Source organism: Pseudomonas sp. ADPe, from assembly GCF_014843515.1.
GTDB classification, from domain to species: Bacteria; Pseudomonadota; Gammaproteobacteria; order Pseudomonadales; family Pseudomonadaceae; genus Pseudomonas; species Pseudomonas citronellolis.
Genome location: NZ_CP062122.1, coordinates 1,627,446 through 1,641,973 on the forward strand (window position 1 = coordinate 1,627,446; position 14,528 = coordinate 1,641,973).

Below are 14,528 nucleotides of genomic sequence, written 5' to 3' on the forward strand. Positions count from 1 at the left end.
TCCGCTCGATTCTCAGGCCCGCTGGATGCAGGCTGCCAGGTGCTCGGGCAGAGCCTCCCAGGCTATGTTCTGTTGCTCACCCTCGCTACGCAGGGGCTTGAAACCTACCACGCGCGCAGCCAGTTCGTCGTCACCCAGGATCAGGGCGAATTGGGCGCCGCTCTTGTCGGCCTTCTTGAACTGGCTCTTGAAGCTGCCGGCGCCGGCGTTGAGCAGCAGGCGGATGCCGGGGACGGCATCGCGCAGCTTCTCGGCCAGGCCCAGGGCGGCCAGTTCGGCCGGCTCGCCGAAGGCGCAGACGTAGACGTCGGCCGGGCGCTTCAGCTCGGCGGGCACCACGCCCAGGGTCTCCAGCAGCAGCACCAGGCGTTCCACGCCCATGGCGAAACCCACGCCCGGCGTCGGCTTGCCGCCGAACTGGCTGACCAGGCCGTCGTAGCGGCCCCCGCCGCAGACGGTGCCCTGGGCGCCGAGCTTGTCGGTGACCCATTCGAAGGCGGTGCGGCAGTAGTAGTCCAGGCCGCGCACCAGCTTCTGGTTGATCTCGTAGCGCAGGCCGACCGCGTCCAGGCGGGCCTTCAGGCCCTCGAAGTGGGCGATCGACTCTTCGTCCAGGTAGTCGTGCAGGGTCGGCGCGCCGACCAGCAGCGCCTGGGTGCTTTCCACCTTGCTGTCGAGGATGCGCAGCGGGTTGGTGGTCATGCGCCGCTGGCTGTCTTCGTCGAGCTGCTCGAAGCGTTCCTGCAGGTAGGCCACCAGCGCTTCGCGGTAGCGCGCGCGGGCCTCGCTGGAGCCCAGGGTGTTGAGCTGCAGGGTCACGGCGTCGGCCATGCCCAGCTTCTGCCACAGGCGCCAGGTGAGGATGATCAGCTCGGCGTCGATGTCCGGCCCCGGCAGGTTGAAGACTTCCACGCCGATCTGGTGGAACTGGCGGTAGCGGCCCTTCTGCGGCTTCTCGTAGCGGAACATGGGCCCGGTGTACCAGAGCTTCTGCACCTGGCCGCCGCCGGTCAGGCCGTGCTCGAGCATGGCCCGCACGGTGCCCGCGGTGCCTTCGGGGCGCAGCGTCAGCGACTCCTCGTTGCGGTCGAGGAAGGTGTACATCTCCTTGTCGACCACGTCGGTGCCTTCGCCGATGCCGCGGGCGAAGAGCTCGGTGAACTCCATGATCGGCAGGCGGATCTCGCTGTAGCCGTATTCTTCCAGCAGGCCGGCGAAGGTGTTTTCCAGGTAGCGCCATACCGGGGTCTGGTCCGGCAGGATGTCGTTCATGCCACGAATGGCTTGCAGGGACTTGCTCACATGTTGTCCTTGTTGCGGTCAGCCGCGCACGATCAGGGCGGCGTCGGCTTCGGCCTTGGCGGCCGCTTTTTCGCGGATCAGCCGTTCCAGCTCATCCACCAGGTTTTCGTTCTGCAGCTTCTGCGCCGGCTTGCCGTCGATGTAGACGAGGTTGTTCGGCGTGCCGCCGGTGAGGCCGATGTGGGCCTCCTTGGCCTCGCCCGGGCCGTTGACCACGCAGCCGATCACGGCCACGTCCATCGGCACCAGCAGGTCTTCGAGGCGGCCTTCCAGCTCGTTCATGGTCTTGACCACGTCGAAGTTCTGCCGCGAGCAGCTCGGGCAGGCGATGAAGTTGATGCCGCGCGAGCGCAGGTGCAGGGATTTGAGGATGTCGAAACCGACCTTGATCTCTTCCACCGGGTCGGCGGCCAGGGAGATGCGGATGGTGTCGCCGATGCCCTCGGCCAGCAGCATGCCCAGGCCCACCGCGGACTTCACGGTGCCCGAGCGCAGGCCGCCGGCCTCGGTGATGCCCAGGTGCAGCGGCTGCTCGATTTCCTTGGCCAGCAGGCGGTAGGCCGCCACGGCCATGAACACGTCGGAGGCCTTCACGCTGACCTTGAAGTTCTGGAAATCCAGGCGCTGGAGATGCTCGACGTGGCGCATGGCCGATTCCAGCAGGGCCTCGGGGGTCGGCTCGCCGTATTTCTTCTGCAGGTCCTTCTCCAGCGAACCGGCGTTGACGCCGATGCGGATCGGGATGTTCTTGTCGCGGGCCGCGTCCACCACCGCCTTGACGCGGTCCTCGCGGCCGATGTTGCCGGGGTTGATGCGCAGGCAGTCGACGCCCAGCTCGGCCACGCGCAGGGCGATCTTGTAGTCGAAGTGGATGTCGGCCACCAGCGGCACGCGGACCTGCTGCTTGATCTTGCCGAAGGCCTCGGCCGCGTCCATGTCCGGCACCGAGACGCGCACGATGTCCGCGCCGGCGTCTTCCAGGCGGCGGATCTGCGCGACTGTGGCGGCCACGTCCAGCGTATCGGTGTTGGTCATGCTCTGTACGGCGATGGGCGCGTCACCGCCCACCGGCACCGAGCCGACCCAGATCTTGCGGGACTGGCGGCGTTTGATCGGAGAAGCGCAATGCATCTTTAGTTACCACCCAACTTCATGCGTGCCGTCTCGCCGCGGGAATAGGGCGAAACGTCGACCGGCTGGCCGTTGTAGCTGACCTGGGCGCCGCGGGCGAAGCCCAGGCGCAGCTCCAGGGGAACCTTGGCGGCGACTTCCATGGAGTCGCCCTTGCGCTTGAGCGCGCTGACCAGGACCTTGCCGTCGGCGTCGGTGACCTGGGTCCAGCAGTCGGCGATGAACTGCACCTTGACCACGCCCTGGCCGGCCGAAGCCACCACCGGAGCGGCAGCCGGGGCAGCAGGTTCGGCTGCGGGCGCGGCCGGAACCGCCGGGGCGGCAGGAGCGGCCGGAGTCGCAGGCACGGCGGCGGTGTTGGCGGCCGGCGCGGCGGGAGCAGCCGGCGCTGCGGGGGCGGCCACCTGGGGCGCGGTCTCGGCCGGGTTGGCCGGGGCCTCGGCGTTCTGTTCGGGCTCGGCGGCGCCGCTGTCGCCAGCCGGTTCGCTCGGCGCGCTGGCCTTGTCCTCGGCGACGGCCTGGTCTTCGGGCTCGTCGAGGCTGTGCACTTCGGTGGTGCCGTCGGCGCTCTCGACCTCGACGTGCTCCAGGTTCAGGCCGCTGTTCTCGGCGAGGTTGCGCCCGGCGCGCTCCTGCCACCAGAAGTAGCCGAAGCCCACCAGCAGGGCCAGCAGCAGCAGGCTGAACAGGCGCAGCAGGTTGCGCGACAGGCGCATCGGCTCGGCCACCCGGCCGAGGCTCTGCACGTTGCTACCGGTGGCGTCGGTGCCGGTGTACTGGTCGAAGGCGCTGACCATCTGCGCCTGGTCCATGCCCAGCAGCTTGGCGTAGGCGCGCACGTAGCCGCGGGCGAAGGTGTGGCCCGGCAGCTTGTCGAAATTGCCCAGTTCCAGCTGGCGCAGGGAGTTCTCGGTGAGGTTCAGTTGACCGGCCACCTGCGAGGTCGACCAGCCCCGGCTCTCGCGCGCCTGGCGCAAGGCCTCACCCGGATTGGCGCGGCTCGTGCTGGCGACTTCTGGCTGCGACGTCTTCATCATTTCTCTGCCTGGTATGCCTGGTATTCGGGGGATGCGGGATACAGGCGCTTGAGCTGCAGGCCGTAGCTGGCGGCGGTGTCCTTGTCGTCAAAGACCCTGGCCAGCCGCACGCCCAGCAGCAGGCTCTTGGCGTTCTGCTGTCCCTGCTTCAGGTATTCGTTGTAGTAGTCGCGCGCCGGCACGTACTGGCGATCGTCGTAGGACAGCTGCGACATTTCCAGCAAGGCGCTGGGTTGCCGGCGGTTCAGGCGCAGGGCCTTTTCGAAGTACTGCTTGGCCTGCTCGCGCTGCTTCAGCTGGAGGCTGACCAGGCCGAGGTTCTCGAAGACCCGCGAGCGCTCCGGGTAGAGGCTGTCCTCGGCGGCCTTCTGGAAGGCATTGGTGGCCTCGTCGTAGCGCTTCTGTTCGTACAGGAAGCTGCCATAGTTGTTCCAGATGCGCGCATCCGAGCGCGAGGACAACGCCTTGCGGTATTCCTGCTCGGCCAGCTTGGGCTCCATCTCCTGCTGGTAGACCAGGGCCAGCGCGGCGTGGGCGTCGGCGCTCGAGGAGTCCAGCTCCAGGGCCTGGCGCAGCGGCACCTTGGCCTGCTCGGTATTGCCGTTCTGCAGGTAGCCGATGGCCAGCTGGATGTAGGCGTCGCGGGCCTCTTCACGGCCCTTGGCGGTGCTCAGGGGATCCTGCTTCCCAGACGTCACGCAACCCGCCAGCAGGCTGGCCAGGAACACGAACAGCGCGGCGCGCAAGGTCATCGGAATCCTCCCTCGAGATCAGTTTCGATTGGCGGGCGCCTTCTCGGCGTCGGCCGCCAGCTGGCGTACGGCGATGTAGCGTTCGCTGCGGCGGGTACGGTCCATCACCTGGCCGACCAGTTGGCCGCAGGCGGCGTCGATGTCGTCGCCGCGGGTGGTGCGCACGGTGACGTTGAAGCCGCCCTTGTGCAGCATGTCCTGGAAACGGCGGATCGAGTTGTTGCTCGGCCGCTCGTAACCGGAATGGGGGAACGGATTAAACGGAATCAGGTTGATCTTGCAAGGAATTTCCTTGAGCAATGCGATCATCTGCTCAGCGTGCTCGGGCTGGTCGTTGACGTCCTTGAGCAGGGTGTACTCGACGGTCAGCACGCGTTCCTTGCCCAGGCGGCCGATGTAGCGCTGGCAGGCATCCAGCAGCACCGCCAGGGGATACTTCTTGTTGATCGGCACCAGCTGGTTGCGCAGCTCGTCGTTGGGCGCGTGCAGCGACAGCGCCAGGGACACGTCGGTGACTTCGCCGAGCTTGTCGATCATCGGCACCACGCCGGAGGTGGACAGCGTCACCTTGCGCTTGGAGATGCCGTAGCCGAAGTCCTCCATCATGATGCTCATGGCGGTGACGACGTTGTCGAAGTTCAGCAGCGGCTCGCCCATGCCCATCATCACCACGTTGGTGATGGCGCGGTCGATCTTGCCGGGCACGGTGCCGAAGGATTTGTTGGCGAGCCACACCTGGCCGATGATCTCGGCGGAGGTCAGGTCGCTGTTGAAGCCCTGCTTGCCGGTGGAGCAGAAGCTGCAATCCAGGGCGCAGCCGGCCTGGGACGACACGCACAGGGTGCCGCGGCCGTTCTGCGGGATGTACACGGTCTCGACGCAGCTGCCGGACGCCACGCGCACCACCCACTTGCGGGTGCCGTCGCTGGAGATGTCCTGGCTGACCACTTCGGGGCCGCGGATCTCGGCACAGGCCTTGAGCTTTTCGCGCAAGGCCTTGCCGACATTGGTCATGGCGTCGAAGTCCTCGGCGCCAAAGTGGTGAATCCATTGCATCACCTGGCCGGCGCGGAAGCGCTTTTCACCGATGGACTCGAAGAATTCCTCGAGCTGGGGCTTGGTCATGCCCAGCAGGTTGGCCTTTGCAGCGGTATCAGTCATGGATTCACCCTCGCCCATTCGCCTGGATCAGCGAATGCGCTCGCACACCTCGGTGCTGGAGAAGAAGTAGGCGATCTCGCGGGCAGCCGAAGCTTCCGAGTCGGAACCGTGAACGGCGTTCTCGTCGATGGAAACGGCGAAATCGGCGCGGATGGTGCCGGCGTCGGCTTTCTTCGGATCGGTGGCGCCCATCAGCTCACGGTTCTTGGCGATGGCGTCTTCGCCTTCCAGAACCTGCAGGACGACCGGGCCGGAGGTCATGAAGGCGACCAGGTCCTTGAAGAAGGGGCGCTCTTTGTGCTCGGCGTAGAAGCCGCCGGCTTCGCGCTCGGACAGCTGGACCATCTTGGAAGCGACGACGCGCAGACCGGCCTTCTCGAAGCGGGTCAGGATTTCGCCGATGACGTTCTTGGCGACGGCGTCGGGCTTGATGATGGAGAAGGTACGTTGCAGGGCCATTTGGGATAACTCCGAAAAGCAAGGTTGGTAATGCCGAGAAGCCCCTGGGACGAGCCCAGGAGCTTCTGTGATTCAGGGTGAGCCGCGCGACAGCGGCAGCCTCTGGCTGGCACGCGCGGGGCCGGTACGCACGCAGCGCTCCGGCGGTATCGACAGGCACCGCGGGGAACCTGAGCGAACACCTAAAGATAAAACCCGCGAATTATACGCGGGTTCGGGGAAAAGCATAAGGGCGGCTGGAAGCTGGAAGCTAGAAGCTAGAAGCTAGAAGCTAGAAGCTAGAAGCTAGAAGCTAGAAGCTAGAAGCTAGAAGCTAGAAGCTAGAAGCTAGAAGCTAGAAGCTAGAAGCTAGAAGCTAGAAGCTAGAAGCTAGAAGCTAGAAGCTAGAAGCTAGAAGCTAGAAGCTAGAAGCTAGAAAGCGTGGCGCCTTTCACTTCCGGCTTCAAGCTTCCGGCTTCCAGCTTCCAGCTTCCAGCCCACCTATTCCGCCTCTTCGATCCAGGCGCCCTGGATGGCTTCCAGGACCTTCTCGCCGCCGCGCGACGGGTCGTCGCTGAATTCCGGCAGGCCGACCACCCAGTTGTGCAGGTCGACGAAGTTGACGTAGCGCGGGTCCACGTCGGGATGGCTATCGGCCAGCTGGATGGCAATTTCCAGCACATCGGTCCATTTCAGGCTCATGTCCGCTCCCTCAATGACCTTCGGAAACCTGGTTGATGGTGTATTTCGGAATCTCCACCACCAGGTCCTCATCCGCCACCACCGCCTGGCACGACAGGCGCGAATCCGGCTCCAGGCCCCAGGCCTTGTCCAGCATGTCGTCTTCCAGCTCGTCGGACGGTTCCATGGAGTTGAAGCCCTCGCGCACGATCACGTGACAGGTGGTGCAGGCGCAGGACATCTCGCAGGCGTGCTCGATATCGATGCCGTTGCGCAGCGCAGCCTTGAGGATGGTCTCGCCCGGCTGGGCCTCGACCACCGCGCCCTCCGGGCAATGCTCGGGGTGGGGCAGAAATACGATCTGCGGCATCTTCGCTTATTCCTCGATTTCGTTGAGCCGGCGACCGGCCAGGGCGGCCTTGACGGAAGCGTCCATCCGTCGCGCGGCGAAGGCGTCGGTCACCTGGGACAGACGCTTGATCTGTTGCTCGATGGCGGCGGTATCGCTACCGGCGGCCAGTTCGCGCAGGGTATCCATGCTGGCCTCGATGGCCAGCCGCTCGTCGGCGTCCAGCAGGCGCTCGCCATCGGCGTCCAGCGCCGAGCGCACGGCTTCGAGCAGGCGCTGGGCCTCGACCTGCTGCTCGCGCAGCGCGCGGGCGTTCATGTCGTCGCCGGCATACTGGAAGGAGTCCTGCAGCATGCGGGCGATCTCGCCGTCGGTCAGGCCGTAGGACGGCTTGACCTGGATGCTCGCCTCGACGCCGGAACTCATCTCGCGGGCGGACACCGCCAGCAGGCCGTCGGCGTCCACCTGGAAGCTGACGCGAATCTTCGCCGCGCCGGCCACCATCGGCGGGATGCCGCGCAGCTCGAAGCGCGCCAGGGAGCGGCAGTCCTTGACCAACTCGCGCTCGCCCTGCAGCACGTGGATCATCATGGCCGTCTGGCCATCCTTGTAGGTGGTGAATTCCTGGGCGCGGGCCACCGGGATGGTGGTGTTGCGCGGAATCACCTTCTCCATCAGCCCGCCCATGGTCTCGAGGCCCAGGGACAGCGGGATGACGTCCAGCAACAGCAGCTCTTCGCCGCGCTTGTTGCCGGCCAGGGCGTCGGCCTGGATGGCGGCGCCGATGGCCACCACCTGGTCGGGGTCGATGTCCACCAGCGGTTCGCGGCCGAACAGCTCGCCCACCGCCTGGCGCACACGCGGCACGCGGGTGGAGCCGCCGACCATGACCACGGCGCCGATGTCCTCCAGCTCGATGCCGGAGTCGCGCACGGCGCGGCGGCAGGCCTTGAGGCTGCGGGCGACGAAGGGTTCGATCAGGGCGTCCAGCTGGCTGCGGTCCAGCTTGCCGCGCCAGTCGCCATAGGCGACCTCGACGCTTTCGTTGAGGGTCAGGGCTTCCTTCGCCGCGCAGGCGGCCTGCAGCAACTGGCGCTGGCTGCCCGGGTCGAGGTCGTCGGAAACGCCGGCCTGCTGGATGATCCAACCGGCGATGGCATGGTCGAAGTCGTCGCCGCCCAGGGCGCTGTCGCCACCGGTGGCCAGGACCTCGAAGACGCCGCGGGTCAGGCGCAGGATGGAAATGTCGAAGGTGCCGCCGCCCAGGTCATAGATGGCCACCACGCCCTCGGCGTTCTTGTCCAGGCCGTAGGCGACCGCCGCGGCGGTGGGCTCGTTGAGCAGGCGCAGCACGTGCAGGCCGGCCAGGCGCGCGGCGTCCTTGGTGGCCTGGCGCTGGGCGTCGTCGAAATACGCCGGCACCGTGATCACCGCGCCGACCAGTTCGCCACCCAGGGTGGCTTCGGCGCGCTGGCGCAGGCTGCGGAGGATTTCCGCGGAGACCTCGACCGGGCTCTTCGGGCCCTGCACGGTCTCGATGAAGGGCATGTGCGACTCGCCCTGGGTGAAGCGGTAGGGCAACTGGCCACCGAGCTGCTTCACATCCTCCAGGCCACGGCCCATCAGGCGCTTGACCGAGATGATGGAGTTCAGCGGGTCGGCGGAGGCGCCGCGCCTGACCGACTCGCCGACCTCGACGCGGTCGGCCAGGTAGCGCACCGCCGAGGGCAGGATCAGGCGCCCCTCGGCATCGGCCAGGGGTGCGGCGACGCCGCTGCGCACGGCGGCGACCAGGGAATTGGTGGTGCCCAGGTCGATGCCCACGGCCAGCCGGCGCTGGTGCGGCTGAGGGGTTTGTCCGGGCTCGGCGATCTGCAATAGGACCATGCGGCTTCTAATCAGGCGTAACGGGCGCGGCACGGGCCGCGCGGATTAATCGTCGAGTCGCTCTTCGAGCTGGCGCACTTCCTGCGCCAGCTTGTCGAGAAACTGCATGCGGCGCACCAGGCGCTCGGCTTGCTCGCGGCGCGCGGCGTCGTCCCAGCAATCGGCGAAGCTGTCCTCCAGCTGCTGCTGGGCGGCCTTCAGGCGGCGCTTGAAGGCGGCTACGCCATCCAGGTCGGCGCTGTCCTGCAGGTCTTCCAGCTCCTCGCGCAACTGCATCTGCTGCAGGAGGAACTCCGGGTCCTGCACCGTCGCTTCCAGCGGCAGCGCCTGGCCACGCAGGGACAGCAGGTACAGCGCCCGGCGCGGCGCGCTTTTCAGCGTCTGGTAGGCGTCGTTCAGCTCGGCGGCGCGTTCCAGCGCCACGCGCTGCTCGCGCTCGGAAGCATCGGCGAAACGGTCCGGGTGGACGCTACGGACCAGCTCACGGTAACGCTGGCCGAGGGCATCCAGATCGAGGCGGAAAGCCGGCTGCAGGTCGAAGAGCGCGAAGTGGCAAGGACTACCCACGCCGGCCTCAGACGTTGAAGCTTTCGCCGCAGCCACACTCGCCACGAACGTTCGGGTTGTTGAACTTGAAGCCCTCGTTGAGGCCTTCCTTGGTGAAGTCCAACTCGGTGCCGTCGAGGTAGACCAGGCTCTTCGGGTCGATGATGACCTTCACGCCGTGGCTCTCGTAGACCAGGTCCTCGGGCGCCAGCTCATCGACGAACTCGAGCACGTAGGCCAGCCCGGAACACCCGGTGGTGCGCACGCCAAGACGAATGCCCTCGCCCTTGCCGCGCCCCTCGAGGGAGCGCTGGACATGCTTGGCGGCGGCTTCGGTCATGCTGATGGCCATGGGAACTCCTTACTCAACTGAGCGGTTAGAGCAGACCCTTCTTCTGCTTGTAGTCGCGCACGGCCGCCTTGATGGCGTCCTCGGCGAGCACCGAGCAGTGGATCTTCACCGGCGGCAGGGCCAGCTCTTCGGCGATGGTGGTGTTCTTGATGGATTCGGCCTCGTCCAGGGTCTTGCCCTTCATCCACTCGGTGGCGAGGGAGCTGGAGGCGATGGCCGAACCGCAGCCGTAGGTCTTGAACTTGGCGTCTTCGATCACGCCCTGCTCGTTGACCTTGATCTGCAGGCGCATCACGTCGCCGCAGGCCGGCGCGCCGACCATGCCGGTGCCGACATCGGGATCCTCGGCGTCGAGCTTGCCGACGTTGCGCGGGTTTTCGTAGTGGTCGATGACCTTGTCACTGTATGCCATGGCTAATCCTCACTCTCTATGGGGCGGGTCAGTGGGCCTGCCATTCGACCTTGGACAGGTCGACGCCCTCTTTGAACATGTCCCACAGCGGCGAGAGCTCGCGCAGCTTGGAAACGGCTTGCCCCACGATACCGGCGGCGTAATCGACCTCTTCCTCGGTGGTGAAGCGGCCGAAGGTGAAACGGATGGAACTGTGCGCCAGCTCGTCGTTGCGGCCCAGGGCGCGCAGCACGTAGGACGGCTCCAGGGAGGCGGAGGTGCAGGCCGAACCGGAAGAGACCGCGAGGTCCTTCAGGGCCATGATCAGCGACTCGCCTTCCACGTAGTTGAAGCTCAGGTTCAGGTTGTGCGGCACGCGCTGGGTCAGGCTGCCGTTGACGTAGAGCTCTTCCAGGCCTTCGAGCTTGGCGAAGAAGCGGTCGCGCAGGGCGCGGATGCGCTCGTTCTCGGCGTGCATTTCTTCCTTGGCGATGCGGAAGGCCTCGCCCATGCCGACGATCTGGTGGGTGGCCAGGGTGCCCGAGCGCATGCCGCGCTCGTGGCCGCCGCCGTGCATCTGGGCTTCCAGGCGCACGCGCGGCTTGCGGCGCACGTACAGGGCGCCGATGCCCTTGGGACCGTAGGTCTTGTGGGCGGAGAAGGACATCAGGTCGACCTTGAGCTTGTCCAGGTCGATGTCGACCTTGCCGGTGGACTGCGCGGCGTCGACATGGAACAGGATGCCGCGCGAGCGGGTCAGCTCGCCGATGGCGGCGATGTCGTTGATGGTGCCGATCTCGTTGTTCACGTGCATGATCGAGACCAGGATGGTGTCGTCACGCAGCGCCGCCTCGACCATGGCCGGGGTGATCAGGCCTTCCTCGGTGGGGTCGAGGTAGGTCACTTCGAAGCCTTCGCGCTCCAGCTGGCGGGTGGTGTCCAGCACCGCCTTGTGCTCGATCTTCGAGGTGACGATGTGCTTGCCCTTGCTGCCGTAGAAGTGCGCCACGCCCTTGATGGCGAGGTTGTCGGACTCGGTCGCGCCGGAGGTCCAGACGATCTCGCGGGGGTCGGCATTGACCAGCTCGGCGACCTGGCGGCGGGCGTTCTCCACGGCTTCCTCGGCCTTCCAGCCGAACACGTGGGAGCGCGAGGCGGGGTTGCCGAAGTTGCCGTCCACCAGCAGGCAGTCAGCCATCTTCTGAGCGACGCGCGGATCCACCGGGGTGGTGGCGGAGTAGTCGAGGTAGATCGGCAATTTCATCAGGTAACTCCTACAGGCTGGCGCGCGCTCAATCGATGGCGGACGCTTCAATCTTATCGAGGCTCGGCCGTTTGCCGGTGCCTCCGCAACGACGCTCATCCTGCCGCTGCGCGACTTCCTGGACTTCACGGCGCTCGACCAGGTCGGCGAGGCTGATGCCGCTGAGGAATTCGTGGATCTGCTGGCTGAGGTCGCACCAAAGGTGGTGGGTCAGGCAGGTGTCGCCGGAGTGGCAATCCCCCTGCCCCTGGCAGCGCGTGGCGTCGACCGATTCGTTGACCGCATCGATCACCTGGGCGACGTGGATGCCGGCCATGTCGCGGGACAGCTGGTAGCCGCCGCCGGGACCGCGCACGCTGGTCACCAGGTTGCCACGGCGCAACTTGGCGAACAGCTGTTCGAGATAGGACAGGGATATGCCCTGGCGCTCGGAAATGTCCGCCAGGGAAACCGGACCACGCTGGGCATGCAACGCCAGGTCGAGCATGGCGGTTACGGCATAGCGGCCTTTGGTGGTCAGACGCATGGGACATTCCCGAATGGATCACTGGACTGGCGAAAGGATGCCATTTCCGAGTATTTGAGTCAACTATAAGACCTATCAAATTACTCGGGATTAGCCAGCGAAGGGCGGCATAATGTAGCAGGAAATCGTTAGCGACGCATCAATGCGCCGCCTTGCCCTCTTCATCCTTGACGCCGGCGAAGTCCTCTTCACGCAGCTCTGGCAGTTTTTTCGCACAGTAGTCGCTACCCAGGGCCGTCAGCGCCTGGCACATGCCCTCCAGCCGGCCGTCGACCGCCTGCAGGTGGTCGAGCAGCTGACCGATGGCGCGGGCCACCGGGTCGGGCATGTCCTGGCTGACGCCGTAGGCGTCGAAACCGAGCTTCTCGGCCATGGCCTGGCGCTTGGCCTGCTGCTCGGCATCGTCCTTCATGATGATGCGCCCGGGAATGCCGACCACGGTGGCGCCCGGCGGCACTTCCTTGGTGACCACGGCGTTGGAGCCCACTTTCGCCCCGGCGCCGACCGTGAACGGGCCGAGCACCTTGGCGCCGGCGCCGACCACCACGCCGTCGGCCAGGGTCGGGTGGCGCTTGCCCTTGTTCCAGCTGGTGCCGCCGAGGGTCACGCCCTGGTAGAGGGTGACGTCGTCACCGATCTCGGCGGTCTCGCCGATGACGATGCCCATGCCGTGGTCGATGAAGAAGCGCCGACCGATCCTAGCGCCGGGGTGGATCTCGATGCCGGTCATCCAGCGGCCGAAGTTGGACACCAGGCGCGCCAGCCACTTCCAGCCGGAAGTCCACAGCAGGTGCGCCAGGCGGTGCAGCCACACGGCGTGCAGGCCCGGGTAGCAGGTGAGTACCTCGAAGGCATTGCGCGCTGCCGGGTCGCGATGGAATACGCTCTGGATATCTTCGCGCACACGCTCAAACATCATCTTCACTCCGCTTGCAGGCCGCGCCCTGCGCGGCCTTCTGTGTTTCGGTGAGGATACCCCGGAGGATATTCATCTCCAGCTTGCTGACCCCGGCGCGGCCGTACAGGCGGCGCAGGCGCGACATCAGGTGCCGCGGCTTCTGCGGGTCGAGGAAGCCGATGTCGACCAGGGTGGACTCCAGGTGCGAATAGAAGCGCTCCAGCTCGTCGGCGGTCACCGGCAGGCTGTTGAGCATGGCGGTGGTCTCCAGCTTCTCCTGCTTGGTCGGCTGGCCTTCGGCGGCCAGCCAGGCCATGCGCACCTCGTAGGCGAGCACCTGGACCGCCGTCGCCAGGTTCAGCGAGCTGAACTCGGGGTTGGCGGGAATGTGCACGTGGAACTGACATCGCTGCAATTCTTCGTTGGTCAAACCCGCGTACTCGCGGCCGAACACCAGGGCCACCTCGCCGCCCTGCTGGGCGTGCTGCAGGCTGGTGGTCGCGCACTCGCGGGGGTCGAGCAGCGGCCAGGGGATGCGCCGGTCACGGGCGCTGGTGCCGAGCACCAGGCTGCAGCCCACCAGGGCGTCTTCCAGGCTCGACACCACCTGGGCGGCGTCGAGGATGTCGGTCGCCCCGGAGGCGCGGGCCACCGCCTCGCCGCTGGGGAAGTCCATGGGGTCGACCAGCACCAGGCGCGACAGGCCCATGTTCTTCATGGCCCGGGCGGTACCGCCGATATTGCCGGGATGACTGGTGTTCACCAGCACCACGCGAATTCTGTCGAGCAACCGAAGCTCTCCACACAAGCAGATACGAAAAGGAACGGAATCCTACCGCAGCGCTCGGTCTTGCGCCACGCAAGCGACAGGCCGCCCTATGAGCGCCACGGTTTTCTGGTACAATGTTCGGCTTTCTTTAACATCATCCAGGTGACCTCTCCATGCAGCCCATGCTGAACATCGCCCTGCGCGCGGCCCGCAGCGCCGGTGAACTGATCTTCCGCTCCATCGAACGCCTGGACACCCTCTCGGTCAACGAAAAAGACGCCAAGGACTACGTCACCGAAGTCGATCGCGCCGCCGAACTCAGCATCGTCACCGCCCTGCGCAAGGCCTACCCGAACCACGGCATCATGGGCGAGGAAGGCGGCTACCTCGAGGGCAGCGGCGAAGGCGCCGACTACCTGTGGATCATCGACCCGCTGGACGGCACCACCAACTTCATCCATGGCGTCCCGCACTTCGCCGTCAGCATCGCCTGCAAGTACAAGGGCCGCCTGGAGCACGCCGTGGTCCTCGACCCGGTGCGCCAGGAAGAGTTCACCGCCAGCCGCGGCCGCGGCGCCGCGCTGAACGGCCGCCGCCTGCGGGTGAGCAACCGCAAGAGCCTGGAAGGCGCCCTGCTGGGCACCGGCTTCCCGTTCCGCGACAGCCAGCTGGACCACCTGGACGCCTACCTGGGCATGTTCCGTAGCCTGGTCGGCCAGACCGCCGGCATCCGCCGCGCCGGCGCCGCCAGCCTGGACCTGGCCTACGTCGCGGCCGGTCGCTTCGACGCCTTCTGGGAATTCGGCCTGTCCGAATGGGACATGGCCGCGGGCGCGCTGCTGGTGCAGGAAGCCGGCGGCCTGGTGAGCGACTTCACCGGCAGCCACGAATTCCTCGAGAAGGGTCACATCGTCGCCGGCAACACCAAGTGCTTCAAGGCGCTGCTGACCAGCATCCAGCCGCACCTGCCGCCGTCGTTCAAGCGCTGAGCATCAGCGGAATGAAAGAGCCCGGCCATGTGCCGGGCTTTTTTGTTCGGCAAGC

At 66.3% G+C, this 14,528-nt stretch carries 17 protein-coding genes; 1 reads left to right on the forward strand and 16 read right to left on the reverse strand.

The features are described 5' to 3' along the window. Window positions 1–12: 12 nt before the first annotated feature. From hisS to trmJ, 16 genes are all read right to left on the reverse strand, one after another. Window positions 13–1,302, reverse strand: coding sequence for a histidine--tRNA ligase (gene hisS, locus IG194_RS07395; protein WP_058487331.1), 1,290 nt, complete (start codon window positions 1,300–1,302; stop codon window positions 13–15). An 18-nt stretch (window positions 1,303–1,320) separates the two neighbouring features. Then, window positions 1,321–2,433 carry a flavodoxin-dependent (E)-4-hydroxy-3-methylbut-2-enyl-diphosphate synthase gene (ispG, locus tag IG194_RS07400; protein ID WP_009616174.1) on the reverse strand — a complete coding sequence of 371 codons (1,113 nt, stop codon included), beginning with the start codon at window positions 2,431–2,433 and terminating at the stop codon, window positions 1,321–1,323. Window positions 2,434–2,435: 2 nt separating this feature from the next. After that, window positions 2,436–3,470 (reverse strand): helix-turn-helix domain-containing protein, encoded by a 1,035-nt coding sequence (locus IG194_RS07405; RefSeq protein ID WP_009616173.1) that lies wholly within the window; start codon window positions 3,468–3,470, stop codon window positions 2,436–2,438. Then, window positions 3,467–4,222, reverse strand: coding sequence for a type IV pilus biogenesis/stability protein PilW (gene pilW, locus IG194_RS07410; protein WP_058487332.1), 756 nt, complete (start codon window positions 4,220–4,222; stop codon window positions 3,467–3,469). Before pilW ends, IG194_RS07405 begins: the two co-directional genes overlap by 4 nt. A gap of 18 nt (window positions 4,223–4,240) precedes the next feature. Further along, a complete protein-coding gene (rlmN, locus tag IG194_RS07415; RefSeq protein WP_009616171.1) occupies window positions 4,241–5,383 on the reverse strand; it encodes a 23S rRNA (adenine(2503)-C(2))-methyltransferase RlmN in 1,143 nt (380 codons plus the stop codon). Between the two features lie 27 nt (window positions 5,384–5,410). Continuing rightward, window positions 5,411–5,842 (reverse strand): nucleoside-diphosphate kinase, encoded by a 432-nt coding sequence (gene ndk, locus IG194_RS07420; protein ID WP_009616170.1) that lies wholly within the window; start codon window positions 5,840–5,842, stop codon window positions 5,411–5,413. Between the two features lie 480 nt (window positions 5,843–6,322). Next, the gene (gene iscX / locus IG194_RS07425) at window positions 6,323–6,523 is read right to left on the reverse strand and encodes a Fe-S cluster assembly protein IscX (RefSeq protein ID WP_009616169.1); all 201 of its coding nucleotides are present in this window, start codon (window positions 6,521–6,523) and stop codon (window positions 6,323–6,325) included. Between the two features lie 10 nt (window positions 6,524–6,533). Beyond that, window positions 6,534–6,872 carry an ISC system 2Fe-2S type ferredoxin gene (gene fdx, locus IG194_RS07430; protein WP_009616168.1) on the reverse strand — a complete coding sequence of 113 codons (339 nt, stop codon included), beginning with the start codon at window positions 6,870–6,872 and terminating at the stop codon, window positions 6,534–6,536. Window positions 6,873–6,878: 6 nt separating this feature from the next. After that, window positions 6,879–8,738, reverse strand: a complete 1,860-nt coding sequence (hscA, locus tag IG194_RS07435) for a Fe-S protein assembly chaperone HscA (protein ID WP_058487333.1) — start codon at window positions 8,736–8,738, stop codon at window positions 6,879–6,881. Between the two features lie 45 nt (window positions 8,739–8,783). Further along, window positions 8,784–9,305, reverse strand: coding sequence for a co-chaperone HscB (gene hscB, locus IG194_RS07440; protein WP_043273029.1), 522 nt, complete (start codon window positions 9,303–9,305; stop codon window positions 8,784–8,786). 7 nt (window positions 9,306–9,312) lie between these two features. Further along, window positions 9,313–9,636, reverse strand: a complete 324-nt coding sequence (gene iscA / locus IG194_RS07445; protein ID WP_009616165.1) for an iron-sulfur cluster assembly protein IscA — start codon at window positions 9,634–9,636, stop codon at window positions 9,313–9,315. 25 nt (window positions 9,637–9,661) lie between these two features. Then, entirely contained in the window at window positions 9,662–10,048 is a 387-nt protein-coding gene (iscU, locus tag IG194_RS07450; RefSeq protein WP_009616164.1) for a Fe-S cluster assembly scaffold IscU, read from the reverse strand. A 28-nt stretch (window positions 10,049–10,076) separates the two neighbouring features. Then, the gene (locus tag IG194_RS07455; RefSeq protein ID WP_009616163.1) at window positions 10,077–11,291 is read right to left on the reverse strand and encodes an IscS subfamily cysteine desulfurase; all 1,215 of its coding nucleotides are present in this window, start codon (window positions 11,289–11,291) and stop codon (window positions 10,077–10,079) included. A 28-nt stretch (window positions 11,292–11,319) separates the two neighbouring features. After that, window positions 11,320–11,817: a Fe-S cluster assembly transcriptional regulator IscR gene (iscR, locus tag IG194_RS07460; protein WP_009616162.1), complete on the reverse strand. Its 498-nt coding sequence runs from the start codon at window positions 11,815–11,817 to the stop codon at window positions 11,320–11,322. 139 nt (window positions 11,818–11,956) lie between these two features. After that, the gene (gene cysE / locus IG194_RS07465; protein WP_009616161.1) at window positions 11,957–12,733 is read right to left on the reverse strand and encodes a serine O-acetyltransferase; all 777 of its coding nucleotides are present in this window, start codon (window positions 12,731–12,733) and stop codon (window positions 11,957–11,959) included. Further along, the gene (trmJ, locus tag IG194_RS07470) at window positions 12,726–13,505 is read right to left on the reverse strand and encodes a tRNA (cytosine(32)/uridine(32)-2'-O)-methyltransferase TrmJ (RefSeq protein WP_058487334.1); all 780 of its coding nucleotides are present in this window, start codon (window positions 13,503–13,505) and stop codon (window positions 12,726–12,728) included. The genes cysE and trmJ overlap by 8 nt, the downstream gene beginning before the upstream one ends. Window positions 13,506–13,657: 152 nt before the next feature. Here trmJ and suhB point away from each other — a divergent pair, with 152 nt between their 5' ends. Next, window positions 13,658–14,473: an inositol-phosphate phosphatase gene (gene suhB, locus IG194_RS07475; protein ID WP_009616159.1), complete on the forward strand. Its 816-nt coding sequence runs from the start codon at window positions 13,658–13,660 to the stop codon at window positions 14,471–14,473. Window positions 14,474–14,528: the final 55 nt, after the last annotated feature.